17 protein-coding genes are annotated in these 19,451 nt (G+C 61.2%); 4 read left to right on the forward strand and 13 right to left on the reverse strand.

Annotated features, from left to right (window positions below; translation table 11 throughout):
* From LCH97_RS09385 to LCH97_RS09440, 12 genes are all read right to left on the reverse strand, one after another.
* On the reverse strand, positions 1–3,129 hold the full coding sequence (locus LCH97_RS09385; RefSeq protein WP_227301502.1) for an efflux RND transporter permease subunit: 3,129 nt from the start codon (positions 3,127–3,129) through the stop codon (positions 1–3).
* A gap of 12 nt (positions 3,130–3,141) precedes the next feature.
* On the reverse strand, positions 3,142–4,263 hold the full coding sequence (locus LCH97_RS09390) for an efflux RND transporter periplasmic adaptor subunit (RefSeq protein WP_227301503.1): 1,122 nt from the start codon (positions 4,261–4,263) through the stop codon (positions 3,142–3,144).
* 57 nt (positions 4,264–4,320) lie between these two features.
* Positions 4,321–5,574: an MltA domain-containing protein gene (locus LCH97_RS09395; protein WP_227301504.1), complete on the reverse strand. Its 1,254-nt coding sequence runs from the start codon at positions 5,572–5,574 to the stop codon at positions 4,321–4,323.
* Between the two features lie 199 nt (positions 5,575–5,773).
* The gene (locus tag LCH97_RS09400; RefSeq protein ID WP_227301505.1) at positions 5,774–6,304 is read right to left on the reverse strand and encodes a glutathione peroxidase; all 531 of its coding nucleotides are present in this window, start codon (positions 6,302–6,304) and stop codon (positions 5,774–5,776) included.
* A gap of 11 nt (positions 6,305–6,315) precedes the next feature.
* A complete protein-coding gene (gene trxA, locus LCH97_RS09405) occupies positions 6,316–6,678 on the reverse strand; it encodes a thioredoxin (protein ID WP_017508199.1) in 363 nt (120 codons plus the stop codon).
* A 243-nt stretch (positions 6,679–6,921) separates the two neighbouring features.
* Entirely contained in the window at positions 6,922–7,869 is a 948-nt protein-coding gene (locus LCH97_RS09410) for a class I SAM-dependent methyltransferase (RefSeq protein WP_227301506.1), read from the reverse strand.
* A 79-nt stretch (positions 7,870–7,948) separates the two neighbouring features.
* Complete coding sequence (gene coaD / locus LCH97_RS09415) at positions 7,949–8,476, reverse strand: pantetheine-phosphate adenylyltransferase (protein WP_147682615.1); 528 nt, start codon at positions 8,474–8,476, stop codon at positions 7,949–7,951.
* 114 nt (positions 8,477–8,590) lie between these two features.
* A complete protein-coding gene (locus LCH97_RS09420) occupies positions 8,591–9,565 on the reverse strand; it encodes a peptide ABC transporter ATP-binding protein (RefSeq protein ID WP_227301507.1) in 975 nt (324 codons plus the stop codon).
* Positions 9,562–10,536, reverse strand: coding sequence for an ABC transporter ATP-binding protein (locus tag LCH97_RS09425; protein ID WP_227301508.1), 975 nt, complete (start codon positions 10,534–10,536; stop codon positions 9,562–9,564). The genes LCH97_RS09420 and LCH97_RS09425 overlap by 4 nt, the downstream gene beginning before the upstream one ends.
* Before the next feature lie 9 nt (positions 10,537–10,545).
* Complete coding sequence (locus LCH97_RS09430) at positions 10,546–11,469, reverse strand: ABC transporter permease subunit (RefSeq protein WP_017508204.1); 924 nt, start codon at positions 11,467–11,469, stop codon at positions 10,546–10,548.
* Between the two features lie 12 nt (positions 11,470–11,481).
* A complete protein-coding gene (locus tag LCH97_RS09435) occupies positions 11,482–12,510 on the reverse strand; it encodes an ABC transporter permease subunit (RefSeq protein WP_227301509.1) in 1,029 nt (342 codons plus the stop codon).
* Between the two features lie 323 nt (positions 12,511–12,833).
* Positions 12,834–14,426, reverse strand: coding sequence for an ABC transporter substrate-binding protein (locus LCH97_RS09440; RefSeq protein ID WP_227301510.1), 1,593 nt, complete (start codon positions 14,424–14,426; stop codon positions 12,834–12,836).
* Positions 14,427–14,843: 417 nt separating this feature from the next.
* On the opposite strand from LCH97_RS09440, the gene LCH97_RS09445 reads away from it, so the two are divergent.
* Complete coding sequence (locus tag LCH97_RS09445; protein WP_227301511.1) at positions 14,844–15,770, forward strand: LysR substrate-binding domain-containing protein; 927 nt, start codon at positions 14,844–14,846, stop codon at positions 15,768–15,770.
* Positions 15,771–15,823: 53 nt separating this feature from the next.
* Here the strand turns inward: LCH97_RS09445 and LCH97_RS09450 are convergent, their stop codons facing one another.
* Positions 15,824–16,945 (reverse strand): beta-ketoacyl-ACP synthase III, encoded by a 1,122-nt coding sequence (locus LCH97_RS09450; protein WP_227301512.1) that lies wholly within the window; start codon positions 16,943–16,945, stop codon positions 15,824–15,826.
* Between the two features lie 303 nt (positions 16,946–17,248).
* On the opposite strand from LCH97_RS09450, the gene iscR reads away from it, so the two are divergent.
* Genes iscR through iscU form a run of 3 tightly spaced genes read left to right on the forward strand, consistent with a single transcriptional unit; the run spans position 17,249 to position 19,412 of the window.
* On the forward strand, positions 17,249–17,737 hold the full coding sequence (gene iscR / locus LCH97_RS09455; RefSeq protein ID WP_017508209.1) for a Fe-S cluster assembly transcriptional regulator IscR: 489 nt from the start codon (positions 17,249–17,251) through the stop codon (positions 17,735–17,737).
* A 21-nt stretch (positions 17,738–17,758) separates the two neighbouring features.
* Entirely contained in the window at positions 17,759–18,976 is a 1,218-nt protein-coding gene (locus tag LCH97_RS09460; RefSeq protein ID WP_017508210.1) for an IscS subfamily cysteine desulfurase, read from the forward strand.
* Positions 18,977–19,028: 52 nt separating this feature from the next.
* Complete coding sequence (gene iscU, locus LCH97_RS09465) at positions 19,029–19,412, forward strand: Fe-S cluster assembly scaffold IscU (RefSeq protein ID WP_227301513.1); 384 nt, start codon at positions 19,029–19,031, stop codon at positions 19,410–19,412.
* Positions 19,413–19,451 lie beyond the last annotated feature (39 nt).

Below are 19,451 nucleotides of genomic sequence, written 5' to 3' on the forward strand. Positions count from 1 at the left end.
CTAGTCGTGTGCCTGGGCAACTTTCTGCCCGCTCAGCCGAGCCAGCAGGCGGCGGATGCGGCTACGCAGGCCATCCATATAGGTGTACACCACCGGCACCACAATCAGCGTCAACACGGTAGACGTGATCATGCCGCCGATAATGGCGTGCGCCATCGGGCGCTGCGTTTCCGAGCCCGCCCCGCTGGCCAGCGCCAGGGGCAGCATGCCGAAGATCATGGCCAGGCTGGTCATCATGATGGGGCGCAGCCGCACGCGGCCCGCCTCTACGATAGCGTCCAGCCGCGACATGCCCTCGCGCCGGCTCTGGTTGATGAAGTCCACCAGCAAAATACCGTTTTTCGACGCCAGACCCATCAGCATGATGATGCCGATCACCGAGAACATGTTCAGCGTGGAGCCAAACAGCAGCAACGCCACAAACACACCGACAAATGCCAGCGGCAACGCCACCATGATGGTGATGGGCAAGGTGAAGCTGCGGAACTGCGCCGCCAGGATCATGTAGATGAAGATCACCCCCATGGCCAGCGCCTGCACCGCGTAGCCCAGCGATTCCTGCATGTCCTGGCGCTCGCCCTGCTGCGACAGTACCACGCCAGCCGGCAGTTTCACCGCCTTGAGCGCCTTGTCGACATCGGCAAATACCTCACCCGAACTGCGGCCGCTGATATTGGCTGTCACGCTGATTTCGCGCATCAGGTCGGTACGCTCGATCTGGCGCGGGCTGGTGGCCGGCACAATACTGGCTACCTGCGATAGCGGCACCATTTGCGCCTCGCCACTGTCGGCACGGCGGCCCGGCACCATCAGCACGTCCAGCAGCTCGGTGGCACGTGCTTCACGCGGCACCTGCAGCCGTACACTGTAGTTCTCACCGTCCGGCGCTTCCCAGGTGGTCGCCGTGCTACCGCCCAGCAGTACCGACAAGGTATTGCCTACCCGCGCCAGGTCCACCCCCAGGGTGGCGGCCGCGTCGCGGTGCAGTTGTACGTTCAGCGCCGGGTCGGCATCGCTCAGGCTGGACTCCACATCGCTGACGCCCTTCACCTGTTTGATGGCCGCCATGATGTCGGCGGTGGCGCGCTGCAGGCTTTGCAGGTCGCTACCGCGCACGCCCAGGTTCACCGGTTTGCCCGGTGGCCCGTGCTGGCCGGTTTCTTCTACCGAATCCAGCTGTATGCCCGCTACCGGCAGCGCCGCGCTGCGCGCGGCCGCCATCAGGGCGAACAAATCACGCTGGCGGTTCTGTTTGTCGCCCACGTCTACCGACAAGCGGGCTTCGTTACGACCCGCGCCAAAGCTGCCGCCACCGATCTTGCTGTCGATAGACTTCACCTCGGGCAAGGCGGCGCGGATCCGCTGCTCTACCTCGCGCGCCTTGCCTTCGGTGTACTCCAGCGTAGAACCGGCGGCAGTCTTGAAGGTGAGGCGGAACTCGCCCTTGTCAGCCGCCGGCATGAACTCCCCACCGACAATGGGCACCAGCATGAAGCTGCCCACAGTCATGGCCAGTGCGCTGGCTACCACGGTTTTACGGTGCGCCAGCGACCAGCGGATCACCGACACGTAGCGCTCGCCCAGGCGGTCCAGCGAAGCTTCGAACCAGTCCAGCATGCGGCCAACCGGCCCCTTGTGCTTGTCGCCGTGGCGATGCGGGTCGTGCCAGATGGACGACAGCATCGGGTCCAGCGTAAACGACACCAGCAGCGAGATCAGCACCGCCACGGTCACCGCCAGGCCAAACTGGTGGAAGAACTTGCCGATGATGCCGCCCATAAAGCCCACCGGCAGGAACACCGCCACAATGGTAAGCGTGGTGGCCAGCACCGCCAGGCCGATCTCGTTGGTACCATCGAGCGCCGCCTGAAAGTGGCTCTTGCCCAGGTTGGCGTGGCGCACGATGTTTTCGCGTACCACGATGGCGTCGTCGATCAGCAGGCCCACCGATAGCGACAGCGCCATCAGCGTCATCATGTTCAGGGTGAAGCCCATGGCCTGGATGGCAAACAGCGTACCGATCATGGAAATCGGCAGCGTCAGGCCGGTAATGACCGTACTGCGCCAGCTACCCAGAAACAGGAACACAATCAGCACCGTCAGCGCGGCGCCTTCCAGCAGGGTTTTTTCTACTTCGTGCAGCGAGCCTTTGACCTCTTCCGACTTGTCGTAGGTCAGGCGCACGCTGGTGCCTGCCGGCGCCTGCGGTTGGTATTCGGCCACAATGCGTTTCACGCCGTCGGCCACGCTCACCACGTTGGCACCGCGTGCGGCGCGGATATCCAGGCCCACGCCGGGTTTGCCATCGATCAGCGTCACGCTGTTGCGCTCGGCCTCGGCGTCGTCTACCTGGGCCACATCAGCCAGGCGGATGTCACGGCCTTCGCGGCTGGCAATCACCAGGGCACGGAAGTCTTCCATGGTCTTGAGTTTGCCAGCCACCCGCACCGACAGCTCGTTGTTCTGCGTGCTGACCTGGCCAGCCGGGTAGTCACGGTTGGCCGCAGCGATGGCGTCCGACACCTCGCTGACCGACAAGCCCAGCGCCTCCAGCCGGTACGGATCCAGCTGCACGCGTACCTCGCGCTTGCTGCCGCCGACAATCTTCACCTCGCCCACTCCGGCTACCGTTTGCAGGCGCTTTTTCAGCACGTTCTCAGCCCAGGTAGACAGGTCGCGCTGGCTGCTCTGCGCAGAGCTGAGCGTGTAGGACATCAGCGGGTCGTCGTTGGGGTTCATCTGCGAAATGGTGGGAGTATCCACCTCGCGCCGCAGGCTGCCCTGCACCGCGCCCACCTTGTCGCGCACCTCTTGCAAGCCCTGCACCGCGTCGGTAGACAGCTCGAACTCCACCACCACTACCGAGCTGCCCTCGAAGGAATACGAACGGATGTGCTTGACGCCGTTGATGGTATTGACCGCCTCTTCGATAGGGCGGGTCACATCGCTTTCCACCACCTCGGGCGAGGCGCCCTGGTAGGTGGTGGACACCACCGCCACGGGGAAGCGGATATCGGGAAACTCCTCTACCGGCAGGTTGCGCCAGGCAAACAGGCCCAGCACCGTGAGCAGCAACATCAGCACGGCGGCAAAGTAGGGGTTTTGTACACTGACGCGTGTCAGCCACATGGCCGTGTCTCCTTAAGGTTTGGGCAGGGTCACGGCGTCACCGGGCTTCACGCCCAGTAGCGCCGCCGCCAGGATGGTCTGCCCGGCAGCCACGCCTTGCACCGCCAGCACGCGCTCGCTATCCGAGCGCAGCACGACACGCACCGGCTGTTTGACCAGCCGCCCGCCTTGTACCAGCATCACCCACGGGCTGGCGCTGTCGGCCTGCTGTACCGCCGCTTGCGGCAGGCGCACGGCGTCCAGCACCTCGCGCTGCACGATGCCGCCTTTGGCAAACTGGCCGGCTTTCAGGCGGCCATCCTGGTTGGCCACACGCACATAGACGCTAAACGTCCGCGTGGCGGTGGCTGCTACCGGGTTGATACGCACCAGCTCGCCACGGAATTCGCCGGCCAGCCCTTCCACCGTAAAGCGGGCAGCCTGGCCAGGCTTGAGCTTGCCGATTTCCCGCGCTGGCATGTTGGCCGCAGCCTCCAGCACCGACAGGTCGGCAATGGCAAACAGTTTCTGGTTCTTGCTGGCCTGCTCGCCCGGCTGGGTGCGCCGTGCGTACACGGTACCGGCCATCGGCGCGCGCACCTCGGTTTCACCCAGGCTGGTTTTGGCACGCGCCAGCTGGCTGCGGCGTGCGGCCAACTCGCCCACGCGGATTTGGTAATCGTTGTCGATTTCATCGAATGCCAGCTTGGAGATAAACCCTTGCTGGTATAGCTCGCGCTGCTTGTCGCGCTTGAGGCGGGCCAGCTTCAGCCGCGCTTCGTCGTTGGCCAACTGGGCCTGCATTTCCAGCACGTTCTGGCGCAGCGCTTCGGCGTCGATGCGCGCCAGCAACTGGCCTTTCTGTACCGCTTCGCCCTCGCGTACCAGCACGGCCAGCACGGTGCCTTCGCTCTGCGCGGCGACCTCGGCGCTGTTTAGCGGGTTCAGCGTGGCGGTAAAGGGTAGCTGCTCGGCTACCGGTGCTACCGCCGTCACCAGCAAGTCGGCCGGCGATAGCGCGCGGGCTGGCGTACTGGCTGCCGCCGCGCTGGCAGCCTTGGCTGCATCGGTATCGCTTTTATTGCAGGCGGTGCCCATCACCGCCAGGCCAAGCAGCAGCATGGCGGCCAGGGGGCGTAGTCTGTAGCTATGCATTACACAGTCCTTCAAGGCAGCCCCGCCTGCACGGCGGGGCCGGTTTGATCGGGTAAATCAGGGGTTGGCCGCAGGCTGCATGCCACGCGGCAAGAGCAGCCACAGGCGGCCACTCTGTTTCATGCGGCCGGCGTACAGGCCGGCTTCGGTACCAAAGCCAAAGAAAAAGTCGGCCCGCACACCGCCACGAATGGCGCCACCGGTATCCTGCGCGTGCACCAGGCGGTTCAGCGGCCGGGGCGCACCATCCAGCGGCCAGGTGGTAGACAGGTACACCGGCGCGCCCAGCGGGATATAGCGCGGGTCCACGGCCACGCTGTAGCCGCCCAGCAGCGGCACACCCATGGCGCCTAGCGGGCCGTTGTTATCGGCGGGCAGCGTTTTGAAAAATACATAACTGGGGTTGGCATTGAACAGCGCCTGCTTGCGCGCAGGGTTGGCCGCAATCCATTCCTTGATGCTCTGCATGGACACGTCCGACAGCTTCATCTGGCCGTTGTCCACCAGCCAGCGGCCGATGGACTTGTAACCATGGCCGTTCTGCTCGGCGTAGCCGGCGCGCACATAGCTGCCGTCTTCCAGCTGGATGCGGCCGGAGCCCTGTACCTGCAGGAAGAACAGCTCGGTATCGTCCTCGGCCCAGGCCAGTACCGGCGCAGTGTTGATGCCTTTGCCGGCGTTGATCTCGGCACGGGTGTAATACGGCAGCAGGCGGCCATTGTCGGTGCGGCCTTTCAGCGCGCGCGTGCGGCTATCCACCACAAAGTCTTTCGGGTACACCAGCACTTCACCCGCGTCGGCGCGCGTTTTACCAGGCACCACCTGCAGGCGGTTGCCAGTGCCCTGGCGCGCCACCAGCACCTCGGCCCCCAACTGCGCCGCGCTGGCATCCAGTACACGCAGGTCGGCCGGTACGCCGTACACGGCATAGGGGGTCTGCGCCGAATACTGGTGGCTACCGGCCAGCAGCGGCTCGAAGTAGCCGGTAATCAGGCCGTTGCCCGGCTCCACAATACGCCACGGGGCAAAGCGGGCTTCGTAAAAACGGGTAATGGCCGGCAGGTTGGCCGCATCCAGCGTGGCCGCCTCGGCGCAGATGGCTTTCCAGGCCGCCCTGCCCTGCAGGCTGCGGCAACTGAGCTGCAGGCCTTCCAGGCTTTGCGACGCCATGCTCTGGCCCCAGTCCGGCAGGTCGGCAAAGCTGGCCGCCTGATAACGCACGGTGCCGCTCGCCGGCGGCGTACTGGTGCTGAGGGTGGTACAGGCAGACAGGGCCAACAGCGCGGCCAAAGGCAAGAGGTGCTTGAGCATGGTGTGGGTATGGGACAGCAGGGTCGGTAAGCGGGTTAGCGGTAGACAGCAGACCGGGCTGTGTCGACGAAGTTCAGATGGTAATAAACCGCCGGTCAGAAAGGCAAATGACAAATGCCAGCTTGTCGCACTTTTCGCCCTGTCCCAAAGCGCAAGGGCCAGGCTATGGCCTGGCCCTTGCGTGGCGGTGCATGCGGGCTCAACGCGGCAAGGCTACGTTTAGCGCCTTGATGAAATCCGGCGAGTCGGGCTTGGTCAGCGAGCTGAAAGCCGTCACGGTTTTGCCGTCAGCCGAAATGATGTACTTGTAGAAGTTCCACTTGGGCGTGGTGCCACTGGCTTCGGCCAGCGCCTGGTAGAACGGGTGGGCATCGCTGCCGCGCACGTGTACCCGGCTGGCCATGGGGAAGCTCACGCCATAATTGCTCTCGCAAAACTGCGCCACCTCGGCGTCCTTGGCCAGCTCCTGGTTAAAGTCGTCGCTAGGGAAGCCGACCACTACCGCGCCCTTGGCCTGATAGCTTTTCCACACGCTTTGCAGGCCTTTGTACTGCGGGGTAAAGCCACACTGGCTGGCTGTATTCACTACCACCACGGCCTTGCCGCTGTAATCGCACAGATTGATCTTGCCACCCATCAGCGCAGGTACCTGATGGTTCAGCAGCGGCGGGCAGGCAGCCAGTGCGGCCAACGGTGCCGCCAGGCATAACAGGGCGAGGCGTGGTGTCATGGTGTAGCCTTTCAGTCTTGCTGTGCAGCGATCTCGGCGCGCACTTTGTCCATGTCCAGGTCGCGGATGGCCTGGATCAGCTGGTCAAACTGGCCGGCCATCATGGCGCCGGCCTGGTGGAATACCACAATGCCGTCTTTCAGCGCCATCAGCGTGGGGATGGAGCGAATCTGGAAATGCCCGGCCAGCTCGCGCTCGGCCTCGGTGTCGATTTTGGCAAACACGATGTCCGGGTGTTTTTCGGCGGCGGCCTCGAACACAGGGCCGAACATCTTGCACGGGCCACACCATTCGGCCCAGAAATCCAGCATCACAATACCTTCGCGCTCGGCGTAGTCGTTAAAGGTATCGGCGGTAAGGTTGACGTAGCTCATGCGTATTTCCTGATCGGTTAAACGGCGGCACTGCCGCCCATAGCCTGCAAGATGGCTACCTTTACTGCCGAATACAAGCGTGCGGGGATGGTATTTTTTTATCGGGCTGATAGCGTGTGCAGTGCTGCGACTGCTACAGCTGCCAGCTTGGCCGCAACGCTTAAGTTGCGGCCAAGCTTTGCCCTCCACGCCCCCGGATGTGCCTGCGGCTTACCCAAGCTACCCGCTGCATGGTGGCGAGCATCAGCCCCGGTGGGTAATACGCCAGCACTGGTGGATTTTCTTGTTGCGGAAGTCTTCCGGCACCGACTGCGCGCTGATGTCGCGCACGGCGTAGTCGGCCACCAGGCGCTCGTCCAGCGTGAAGCTGCGCAGGTTATTGCTGAAGTACAGCACGCCGCCCGGTGCCAGCAGGCGCATGGCACCGTCTACCAGCTTGAGCTGGTCGCGCTGTACGTCCAGCTCGTCCATCATTTTCTTGCTGTTGGAAAAACTGGGCGGGTCCATCACGATCAGGTCGAACTGCTTGCCGGCTACCCAGGCGTCTTCCAGGTACTGGAAGGCGTCGTCGCGGATCAGCACGTGCTTGGCCAGGTCCAGGCCGTTGAGCTCGAAGTTGCGGCGGCTCCACGCCTGATAGGTGTTGGACAGGTCCACCGTTTCGCTGGACACGGCGCCACCGCTGGCGGCGTAACAGGTAAAGCTACCGGTGTAGGCAAACAGGTTCAGAAAGCGCTTGCCGGCGGCTTCTTCGCGCACGCGGCGGCGGGTGTTGCGGTGGTCCAGAAACAAGCCGGTATCCAGGTAGGCGTCCAGGTTCACCCAGAAGCGCTGGCCCTGCTCTTCCACCACGAAGTCTTCACCTTCGCGGCCGGTTTTCTCGTACTGGCTTTCGCCTTTCTGACGGCGGCGGGTTTTCAGTGAAATGTGCCACAGCGGTACGCCAGTGACCTCGCAGATGGCTTGCTGCACGGCTGCGATCCAGGCCTGGTAGTCGGCGTCTTCAATCTGCCAGCCGGTGTGATACTCCTGCAGGTGGATGCGGTCACCATACAGGTCGATGATCAGCGGGAACTGCGGTACGTCGCGGTCGTACAGGCGCCAGGCGTCCAGGCCGTTACGGCGCGCCCATTTACTGTAGTGCTTGTAATTTTTGGCCAGGCGGCCAGCAAAGGCCGATACGTCTACCATGAAAAACCTCTTTTGAAATGCAGCGCGCCGGAGGGCATCCGGCGCGGGGGAATGCGGGGTGGCCAGGGTTGGCCGCAGGCTAGCCTTGCTGCTGATAGTAGTTCACCAGCTTGCGGTACACCGGCTCGGGTACGTACTGGCGAATCATCTGCTCCCAACCGGCGGGGCCCATCAGGCCTTTTACCATGGTAGACGATACCTCGGCATATTCACGCGGCGGCAGCAGGAAAATAGTGGTGATGTCGGCGTGCAGGTCAGAGTTGATGTAGCGCATGGTGCGCTCGTACTCGTAGTCGCTGGCGGTGCGGATGCCGCGCACGATGTAGTTGGCATCGATGCTCTGCGCGTAGTTCACCAGAAACTGGTTTTCGAATACTTCCACCTTCAGCTTGGAAAAGCCGCGCGTCACGGCACGCAGCATGTCCAGGCGCTCTTCCACATCGAAAGTGCAGCGCTTTTCCGGGTTCACCCCGATGGCCACCACCAGCTCGTCGAACAGGTCAACGGCTTCGCGGATCATCCATAGATGACCATTGGTGACCGGGTCGAAACTACCGGCGTAGACAGCTCGCTTCAATTGACGCTTTCCTTTGTGGGTATGGGGCATGGCGGAATGTATCCTGCTTGAACAGGGGGGAACAAGGCATTTATTGCTGCACTGCAGTAAAAAAGCGCCGCAGCGGTGTTTTCACCACTGCGGCGCCATTTTAACGCAGCCTTATCAGGCGTTGATGGTTTCTGCGTGATGGCAGGCCACTTCTCGCCCCAACAAGGTGCGCAGCTGCGGTACTTCCTGGCTGCACTGCGCGCTGGCGTACGGGCAGCGCTTGTGGAAGGCGCAGCCGGTAGGCGGGTTCAGCGGGCTGGGCAACTCGCCCTGGATCTTGATCTTCACGCGGCGGTCTTCCTCGTGAATCGACGGCGTGGCCGATAGCAGCGCTTGCGTGTACGGGTGCAGCGGCTTGTCGTAGATCACCTCTTTGGTGCCCACTTCTACCGCACGGCCCAGGTACATCACCATCAGGTCGTCGGCCACGTGCTCCACTACCGCCAGGTTGTGCGAGATGAACACGTAGGCGGTGTTGAACTCGTCCTGCAAATCCATGAACAGGTTCAACACCTGCGCCTGGATGGACACGTCTAGTGCCGAGGTCGGCTCGTCGGCTACCACGATTTGCGGCTGCAGCATCATGGCGCGGGCAATGGCGATACGCTGGCGCTGGCCACCGGAGAACATGTGCGGGTAGCGGTAGTAGTGCTCGGGGCGCAGGCCGACACGCTTCATCATGGCGCGCACTTTTTCCTCGCGCTCTTTGGCGCTCAGATTGGTGTTGATCAGCAGTGGCTCGCCCAGCTGGTCGCCAATTTTCTGGCGCGGGTTCAGCGAAGCGTACGGGTTCTGGAACACCATCTGCACCTTGCTGCGCAGTGCCTTGAGCTCGGCCTTGCTGGCCTTGGCAATATCGACGCCTTCCAGCACCAGCGAGCCGGCGGTGGGCGCTTCGATCAGCGTGAGCTGGCGTGCCAGCGTGGACTTGCCGCAGCCGGACTCACCCACCACCGCCAGTGTTTTGCCGGCCTTGAGCTCGAACGACACGCCGTTCAGCGCCTTGACCATGGCTTTGGGCTTCAAAAAGCCTTGCGAGACTTCGTAGTGACGGGTCAGGTCGCGAGCCTGCATGACGGTATGGCTCATGAGGCCTCCTTATCGAACAGCGGGTAGAAGCAACGCACGGCGCCGTGCGGGTGCGGGGTAATGGCCGGGCGCTCGTCACGGCAGCGCGGCTGCACGTGCGGGCAGCGCGGGCTCAGCAGGCAGCCTTTGGGGCGGTCGTACTGGCCGGGCACAATGCCGGGCAGCGTAGACAAACGATGCGCGCCTTTGCTGTGCTCGGGGATGGACGACAACAAGGCATGGGTGTACGGGTGTACCGGCTGGCGGAACAGCTGCGGCACCACGCCTTCTTCGGCCACCTGGCCGGCGTACATCACCGCCACGCGGTGTGCTACCTCGGCAATCACTGCCAGATCGTGGGTGATCATCAGCAGCGCCATATTGCGCTCTTTTTGCAGGTTCACCAGCAGGTCCATGATCTGGGCCTGGATGGTCACGTCCAGCGCGGTAGTCGGCTCGTCGGCGATCAGCAGCTTGGGGTTACAGGCCAGTGCCACGGCAATCATCACACGCTGGCTCATACCGCCGGACAGCTGGTGCGGGTAGGCTTCCAGCCGGCTCTTGGGCGCCGGGATCTCTACCAGCTCCATCAGCTCCAGCGCGCGGGCTTTCAGCTCGGCGCCACGCAGGCCCTGGTGGACTTTCAGTACCTCCATGATCTGGTAACCCACGGTGTAGCTGGGGTTAAGCGAGGTCATCGGGTCCTGGAAGATCATGGCGATATCTTTGCCCACGATCTTGCGGCGCTCTTTGGCGCTGATGGTGAGCAGGTTCTTGCCGTCAAACTCCAGCTGGTCGGCCACGATGCGGCCCTGCCCTTCCAGCAGGCCCATCATGGCCATCATGGTCACCGACTTGCCCGAGCCGGACTCGCCGACAATGCCCACGATCTCGCCCTGGTTGACGGTCAGATCCAGGCCTTCTACTGCGCGGAAAGGGTTGGCCGCATTGCCAAACTCTACCGACAGGTTCTTGATTTGCAACAGACTCATGATTTCCCCTTACGCCGCGCGCTTCATTTTCGGGTCCAGCGCGTCACGCAGGCCATCACCCATCAGGTTGATCGACAGCACGGCCAGCAGAATGGTGAGGCCAGGCATCAGCACTACCCACCAGGCGCTGGTCATGTAATCACGCGCGCTGGACAGCATGGTGCCCCACTCAGGGGTAGGCGGCTGTACGCCCATGCCCAAAAAGCCCAGTGCCGAGATTTCCAGAATGGCAGCAGAGAAGCTCATGGTGGCGTGCACGATCAGCGGTGCCATGCAGTTGGGCAGCACGGTGACGAACATCAGGCGCAGCAGGCCGGCGCCGGATACACGTGCAGCGGTCACGTAGTCGCGGTTCAGCTCGGTCATGGCCGAGGCGCGCGTCAGGCGTACATAGCCTGGCAGGCCCACCACGGCGATGGCGATCATGGCGTTTACCAGACCAGGCCCCAGAATGGCCATGATGGCGATGGCCAGCAGCAGCGATGGCAGTGCCATCATGATATCCATCAGGCGCATGATCAGGCCGCCCATCACTTTGGGGAAAAATGCGGCCAACAGGCCCAGGATCACGCCTGGCACCAGCGACAGCAATACCGAGATCAGGCTGATCAGCAGCGACATCTGCGCGCCGTGGAACAGGCGCGCCATGATGTCACGACCCAGCTCGTCGGTACCCAGCAGGAACTGGCTGCTGCCCCCCTGCGCCCACGATGGCGGGGTCAACAGGTGGTCGCGGTACTGTTCCAGCGGGTCGTGCGGCGAAATCAGGCCGGCAAACAGTGCACAGAACAGCACGATGGACATAAAGACCAGGCCAGCAACTGCGCCTTTGTTCTGGCTAAAGCTCTGCCAGAACTCCTTGAATGGCGACGGGTAAGTCAGTGCCGGGTCATCGTTGGCCGCAAGCTGCGGCGATGTATTCACATTAGCCATGTTTCTACCTGCTTATTTGGCGTGACGGATGCGCGGGTTGGCGATGCCGTACAGGATGTCGACGACGAAGTTGGTGAGAATCACCAGCGTGGCCACAATCAGGATGCCGTTTTGCACCACCGGGTAATCGCGGCGGCCGATCGCTTCGATCAGCCATTTGCCGATGCCGGGCCAGGAGAAGATGGTTTCGGTCAGCACCGCGCCACCCATCAGCGTGCCCACTTGCAAGCCGATCACGGTCAGTACCGGAATCAGCGCGTTACGCAGGGTGTGGATGAAGATCACGCGGGCCGGCGACAGGCCTTTGGCGCGGGCGGTACGTACGTAGTCTTCGCGCAGCACCTCCAGCATGGACGAACGCGTCATCCGCGCAATGGTGGCCAGCGGGATGGTACCCAGCACCACGGTCGGCAGAATCAGGTGCATCACGGCGTCCTTGAAGGCACCGGCGTTGATATCCGGGTCGGCCACCTGGGCACGCCAGGCGTCGATCAGCATGAAGCCGGTTTGCGGCTGCACGTCGAACATCAGGTCGATGCGGCCCGATACCGGCGTCCAGCCCAGGAATACCGAGAAGAACATGACCGCCAGCAAGCCCCACACGAAGATAGGCATGGAAAAGCCGGTAAGCGACAAGCCCATTACGCCATGGTCAAACATGGAGCCGCGCTTGATGGCAGCGACCACGCCCGCCAGCAGGCCGAAGACGGTAGCAAACACCAGCGCACAGAGCGCAAGCTCGAGCGTGGCAGGAAACAGGGTGGTGAATTCTTTCCACACGCTTTCCTGCGTCTTGAGCGAGGCGCCCAGATCACCATGGAACAGCTTGGAAACGTAGTCGAAGTACTGCACGTACAGCGGCTGGTCCAGGCCCAGACGCTTCATGGCCGCGGCGTGCATGACCGGGTCCAGCGTGCGCTCGCCCACCATGACTTCAATGGGGTCACCAGGAATCATGCGGATAAGCGCAAAAGTAATCAGCGTAATGCCGAAGAAGGTGGGAATCAGTACACCCAGCCTGCGCAGAATGAATGAAAACATGTTGAATGAGTCTCCCGTGCATGCCCTTGTGAGGCACGACGTGTACAGCCAGAAAACGCAGACAAACGGGAAACCATCAGAAGAACAGCAGAAGGGAGGGGTGCCGGGCAGCTTGCAACTGAACCACCCACCTATACCAGCAACAAGGCCGCCACGGCAGAGCGCACTTTAGCCATGCCCTGCCATTGTCACCTTGATACAGATCAACCCACCATAACTAACCGACTCGATAGTTTCCGTTTGCATAAACGGCTCGCCAATGAGCAAACAAGGAGGCCGAAGCCTCCTTGTGCCTGACAGGGGCCTAAGCCCCGCTGATCAGCTTACTTGACGCTAACACCTGCAAAGGAATAGTCGCCGAACGGGCTGATCTTGAAGCCGTTCACTTCTTTGCGCATCGGCTGGTTCACAGTCGAGTGGGCGATGGTGGACCATGGCAGATCTTTCTTGAAGATCTCCTGGGCTTTCTGGTACAGCGCAGTACGCTCTTTCAGATCGGTGCTCTTACGTGCTTTCAGCACGGCAGCATCGAAGTCTTTGTTGCAGTAACGCGCGTAGTTGGAGCCGCCCACTGCTTCGCAGGTCAGCAGCACGCCCAGGAAGTTGTCCGGGCTGGCGTAGTCGCCGGTCCAGCCGATCAGGCCGGTGTCGTGCTCGCCGTTCTTCATGCGCTTCAGGTACTCGCCCCACTCGTAAGTGGTGATCTTGGCTTTCACGCCGATCTTGGCCCAGTCGGACTGGATCATTTCGGCCATCAGCTTGGCGTTCGGGTTGTACGGGCGTTGCACCGGCATAGCCCACAGGGTGATTTCAAAGCCGTTCGGGTAGCCGGCTTTGGCCAGCAGGGCCTTGGCTTTGGCTACATCTACCGCAGGGTTACGCAGCTTGTTGTTGTACGACCACAGGGAAGCCGGGAACGGGTTGGCCGCTTCCTGGCCTTGGCCTTGGTATACCGCATCGATGATGGCTTTGCGGTTGATGGCCATGTCCAGAGCCTGACGCACTTCCAGCTTCTTCAGCAGTGGCTTCTCGGTGTTGTACGACAGGTAGCCAATGTTGAAGCCTGGTGCCGTGGTCACTTTCAGCGCCGGGTCGGTTTTCATGCCGGCCAGGTCTTGTGGCTTCGGATAGGACATGATGTGGCACTCGCCAGCTTTCAGCTTCTGGGCGCGTACCGAGGCGTCGGTGGTGATGGCGAAAATCAGGTTATCAACTTGAACGTCGCCTTTTTTCCAGTACTGCTTGTTAGCCTTGTAACGGATCTGGGCGTCTTTCTGGTAGCGCACCAGAATGAACGGGCCGGTACCGACTGGCTGCTGGTTGATCTGGGCAGCTTTGCCTTCTTTCAGCAGTTTGTCAGCGTATTCGGCAGACTGGATGGACGCAAACGGCATGGCAACTTTGGCCAGCAGGTCGGCGTCCGGATCTTTCAGGGTGAACTTGACGGTATTGGCGTCAACTTTCTCTACCTTCACGATGTTGGCGTCCAGGCCGGTATCGGAAGCGTACGGGAATTCAACCGGGTAGGCTTTGTTGAACGGGTGGTTCTTGTCAACCATGCGGCTAAAGCTGAATACCACGTCGTCGGCAGTGAAATCACGGCTAGGCGTGAAGTACTCGGTAGTGTGGAACTTCACACCCTTGCGCAGCTTGAAGGTGTATTCCTTGCCATCGGCAGACACGGACCAGGATTCGGCCAGGCCAGGGATGGTCTTGGTCGAACCTTTTTCAAATTCAACCAGACGGTTGAACATGGCGTGACCTGCGGCGTCGAATGTGGAACCGCCGGTGTACTGCGCAGAATCGAAGCCTTCAGGGCTGGCTTCGGAGCAGTAAATCAGGGTGCCGGCAGCGTGGGCGGCGGTAGCAGCGGCGGTCAGGCCGGCTGCGAACAGCAAATGTTTGGCAACTCGCATGGTTTCTCTATTCCCTATTTCTACTTTGATGGAAGTGATGCTCGGGCATCGCACGTCATGACAATGCAAACGCCGTGCCGGTTTATCGTTAGCCCCGGACGTATACATTATGCAACGCACTAAAACGCCAACAAGTCTTGCTTGTTATTTTTCACCACAAAGCCAGAGCTTGGCAGCGCGATTGTTGTGTTTTAGGCGCTTTCCTGCTGCAAAACACGCTTTCTGATGGCGTGCTGTTGCACCAAGTGTAGACAGACTGCAGCTCAAGCTGTCGGACAGTGTCCATGTCCGATCGCGGCTGAGTATTTCACAGCATGAATATCACATCCACTGAGGAAAATTGATGTTCTATGTGATTTTGTTATAGCCTAAGTTCTACCTGCCATCTGCGGCCAACCTCGCCCTACCCAAACAAAAATGATTCGTTTTCGACAGATAGAGGCATTTCGTTGCCTGATGAGCTGTGGCACCACGGTAGCGGCCGCGCGGCGCATGCACATCACCCAGCCCGCCATCAGCCGGCTGATCGCCGACCTGGAAGATGATCTGGGCTTCCGGCTATTCAATCGTGCCAAAGGCCGGCTGGAGCCCACCACCGCCGCCATCCGTTTCCAGCGCGCGGTGGAAGAAAATTTTCTGGGGCTGGAGCGGCTGCGCCAGGTGGCAGAAACCATCCGCAACGAGGAAAACGAAGGCCTGGCCATTGCCTGCATGCCAGTGCTGTCCACCAGCCTGCTGCCACAGATCCTGAAAGAATTTTTCAAGCTGCGCCCTGATGTACCGGTACGCATCGACACCGTCGGCAACGCCGAAGTCACGGTAAAACTGCAAGACCTGAAGGTGGATGTAGCCATCAGCCTGGCCTTCCCCGCCATTGCCGGCATCGAGGTAGAACCGCTACTGGAAGCCGACGTACTGTGCGCGCTACCGGCTGGCCACCCGCTGGCCGAACGGGATTTCATCACGCCGCAAGATCTGGCCGATGAAATCGTGATCGGCTGGATGCCCAACTACCCGCTGAGCCAGAACCAGGAACAAAAGTATTTTGGCCACGCCGGGGTGTCGCCACGCTACAACATTCGCACCCACGCCTCGCACACCCGCTACGCCATGGTAGCCAACGGCTTTGGCGTGTCGATCGTGGAACCGTTTGCCAGCGAGCTATGGGCCACGCAAGGGGTGGTAACGCGCCCGTACCTGACCCCGGCCAAACACGAATACGTGCTGGCCTACCCGTCCAGTGGTAGCCGGTCGGCTATCCTGCAAGATTTCCGCCTGGCTACGCTACGGGTGGTCAACGACCCCGAGCGGGTGCCCTGGGGTCGCGCGCTGACACAAGCATAGAAAAAGGCGCCATACATGGCGCCTTTTTAAATTTGCCCGGCCTGCGGCCAAGCTTAGCGTTTGCGCAGGATCACCGAGCCTACCGAGTAACCGGCGCCAAACGACGACAGCACGCCGATGTCGCCGCTTTGCAGGTCGACGTGGTGCAGGTGCAGGGCAATCACGCTACCGGCGGAGCTGGTATTGGCATAGCTGTCCAGAATCACCGGCGCTTCGCTGCCTTCGGCGTCGCGGCCCAGTACGCGGCGGGCGATCAGCTGGTTCATCGACAGGTTGGCCTGGTGCAGCCAGAAACGCTTCACGCCTTGCGGCTCAATGCCGTTGGCCTGCAGGTGCGCCACGATATGTTCCCCTACCATCGGGCACACTTCCTTGAATACCTTGCGGCCTTGCTGCACAAATAGCTTGTCCAGCTGGCCGATACCGCTTTCGTCGCAACGGTTCAGGAAGCCGAAGTTGTTGCGGATGTTATTGGAGAACACGGTAGCCAGCTTGCAGCCCAGCACCTCGAACACCTTGGCCGCAGTAGCGGTGTCGGCCGCTTCCAGTACCACGGCGGTGCAGGCATCGCCGAAGATGAAGTGGCTGTCGCGGTCGCGGAAGTTCAGGTGGGCCGAGCAGATTTCCGGGTTCACCATCAGTACCGCACGCGCCTGGCCGGCGGCGATGGCGTTAACGGCGGTCTGGATGCCGAAAGTCGCCGACGAGCAGGCCACGTTCATATCGAAAGCGTAACCATTGATGCCCAGTGCCTGCTGCACCTCGATAGACACTGCCGGGTACGGGCGCTGCATATTGGAGCAGGCCACGATCACCATATCGATGTCAGCAGCGGTCTTGCCGGCATTGGCCAGCGCCTCGGTAGCCGCAGCCACGGCCATCTCGGCCTGTACCGATAGTACGTCGTTGCTGCGCTCTGGCAGGTGCGGTGCCATGCGTGCGGGGTCCAGTACACCACTGGCGTTCATCAGAAAGCGCTGCTTGATGCCGGAGGCTTTCTCGATGAACTCGGCGCTGGATTCGGCCAGTGCGGCCAACTCGCCACGGGCGATGGCATCCTGGTTTTCTTTATTGAATGCGGCAACGTAGCTATTAAAAGCCACCACAAGCTGCTCATTGCTCACCGCGTGCGGCGGGGTAAACAGGCCGGTACCGCTGATCACCACTTTATTCATGGCTGTTCCTTCTGTCTGGGCAGCACCGCTGCCCGCAATTCAAACAAGTGTTTGCGCGAATCATACACCAAGGCCACCTGGCACGCCGGTTTTCACCCGCAGCCTGTACCGCCATTCTGGCAAAAAACCCTGTCAAACTAGGTAAATACGGGTAAAATCGTTGCCTCTTCTCGCGGGCGCGCCCCGCCGTCTGCATACCATCGATCTATTTGCTTTTACCCTGGAACTTCCTGCCGGCAATACTTGACCAAATTACTCGGGATTGAGTTATAATCCGGTCAACCACTCAGGGAGCCCAAACACATGCGCTTAACCACCAAAGGCCGCTTTGCCGTCACCGCCATGCTGGACCTCGCCCTGCGCGAAGCCAATGGCCCCGTCACGCTGGCCGGTATCAGCGAACGCCAGGGTATCTCCCTGTCTTACCTGGAGCAGCTTTTCGGTAAACTGCGCCGCGCACAGCTGGTAGACAGTGTACGCGGCCCGGGCGGTGGCTACACCCTGGCCCGCACCATCGACGAAATTTCTGTTGCCGATATTATTGTTGCCGTGGATGAACCCGTCGACGCCACCCAGTGCGCCGGCCGTGAAAACTGCCACGACAACCACCGCTGCATGACCCATGACCTGTGGACTGACCTGAACGTGACCATCTTCGACTATCTGTCAAAGATCAGTCTGGCCAGCCTGGTGGTCAAGCAGCGCGCCAAAGAAACCACTGTAGTACAAGATCAAAGAACCCTGCGTCGCAACAGTACCTGTAGCGAGGCTGTCGCTGGCAACCCTGTGTAAGCGACACCTGGAGAACCCGATATGAGCGAGCTGAAGCAACCGATCTACCTCGACTATTCCGCCACGACGCCGATCGACCCGCGCGTAGCCGAAGCGATGATCCCCTACCTGACCGAGCTGTTCGGCAACCCGGCCAGCCGCAGCCACAGCTACGGCTGGACTGCCGAAGAAGCCGTAGAAAACGCCCGTGCCAATGTGGCCCAGCTGGTGAACTGCGATCCGAAAGAAATCGTGTGGACCTCGGGCGCTACCGAGTCCAACAACCTGGCCATCAAAGGCGCTGCCCAGTTCTACAAGACCAAGGGCAAGCACCTGATTACCCAGCGTACCGAACACAAAGCCGTACTGGACACCATGCGCGAGCTGGAACGCCAGGGCTTTGAAGTAACCTACCTGGACGTACAGGAAAACGGCCTGATCGACCTGGCCGCGTTTGAAGCCGCCATCCGCCCGGACACCATCCTGGCGTCCATCATGGCCGTAAACAACGAAATCGGCGTGATCCAGCCTATCGCCCAGCTAGGCGAGCTGTGCCGCGCCCGTGGCGTACTGTTCCATGTGGATGCCGCCCAGGCTACCGGCAAAATCGCCATCGACCTGGCCGCGCTGAAAGTGGACCTGATGAGCTTCAGTGCCCACAAAACCTACGGCCCGAAAGGCATTGGCGCGCTGTACATCCGCCGCAAGCCGCGCGTACGCCTGGAAGCCCAGATTCACGGTGGCGGCCACGAGCGTGGTTTCCGCTCCGGCACCCTGGCTACCCACCAGATCGTCGGCATGGGCGAAGCGTTCCGTATCGCCCGTGAAGAAATGGAAAGCGAAAACGCCCGCACCCGCGCCCTGCGCGACCGCCTGTGGGCCGGCCTGCAAACCATCGAGGAAACCTACCTCAATGGCGATATGGACCAACGCGTACCGCACAACCTGAACGTGAGCTTCAACTTTGTCGAAGGCGAAAGCCTGATCATGGCGATTCGCGACCTGGCGGTATCGTCCGGTTCGGCCTGTACCTCGGCCTCGCTGGAGCCATCGTATGTGCTGCGCGCACTGGGCCGTAACGACGAGCTGGCACACAGCTCCATCCGTTTCTCCATTGGCCGTTTCACCACCGAAGCCGACATCGACTACGCCGTGAACCTGCTGCAAGGCAAAATCGGCAAGCTGCGCGAGATGTCCCCGCTGTGGGAAATGTTCAAGGACGGCATCGACCTCAACACCATCGAGTGGGCAGCCCACTAAGACCCCATTTTGACGATGCGGCCAACCTTGGCCGCACGCAGGAGACAGCATCATGGCATACAGCGACAAGGTAATGGATCACTACGAAAACCCGCGTAACGTGGGTGCTTTCGAAAAGGGTGACGACTCGGTAGGCACCGGCATGGTGGGCGCACCGGCCTGTGGCGACGTAATGAAACTGCAAATCAAGGTAAGCGAAGACGGCGTGATCGAAGACGCCAAATTCAAAACCTACGGCTGTGGCTCTGCCATTGCCTCCAGCTCGCTGATTACCGAATGGGTAAAGGGCAAATCGCTGGACGAGGCACTGGCCATCAAGAACACCGACATCGCCGAAGAGCTGGCCTTGCCCCCGGTAAAAATCCACTGCTCCATCCTGGCCGAAGACGCCATCAAGGCCGCAGTGGCCGACTACAAGCAGAAGCACGGTAAATAACAGACGGCGGGCTCACGCCCGCCAGCAGCACAAGGCAGA

It is taken from the genome of Vogesella sp. XCS3, from assembly GCF_020616155.1.
Taxonomy (GTDB): domain Bacteria; phylum Pseudomonadota; class Gammaproteobacteria; order Burkholderiales; family Chromobacteriaceae; genus Vogesella.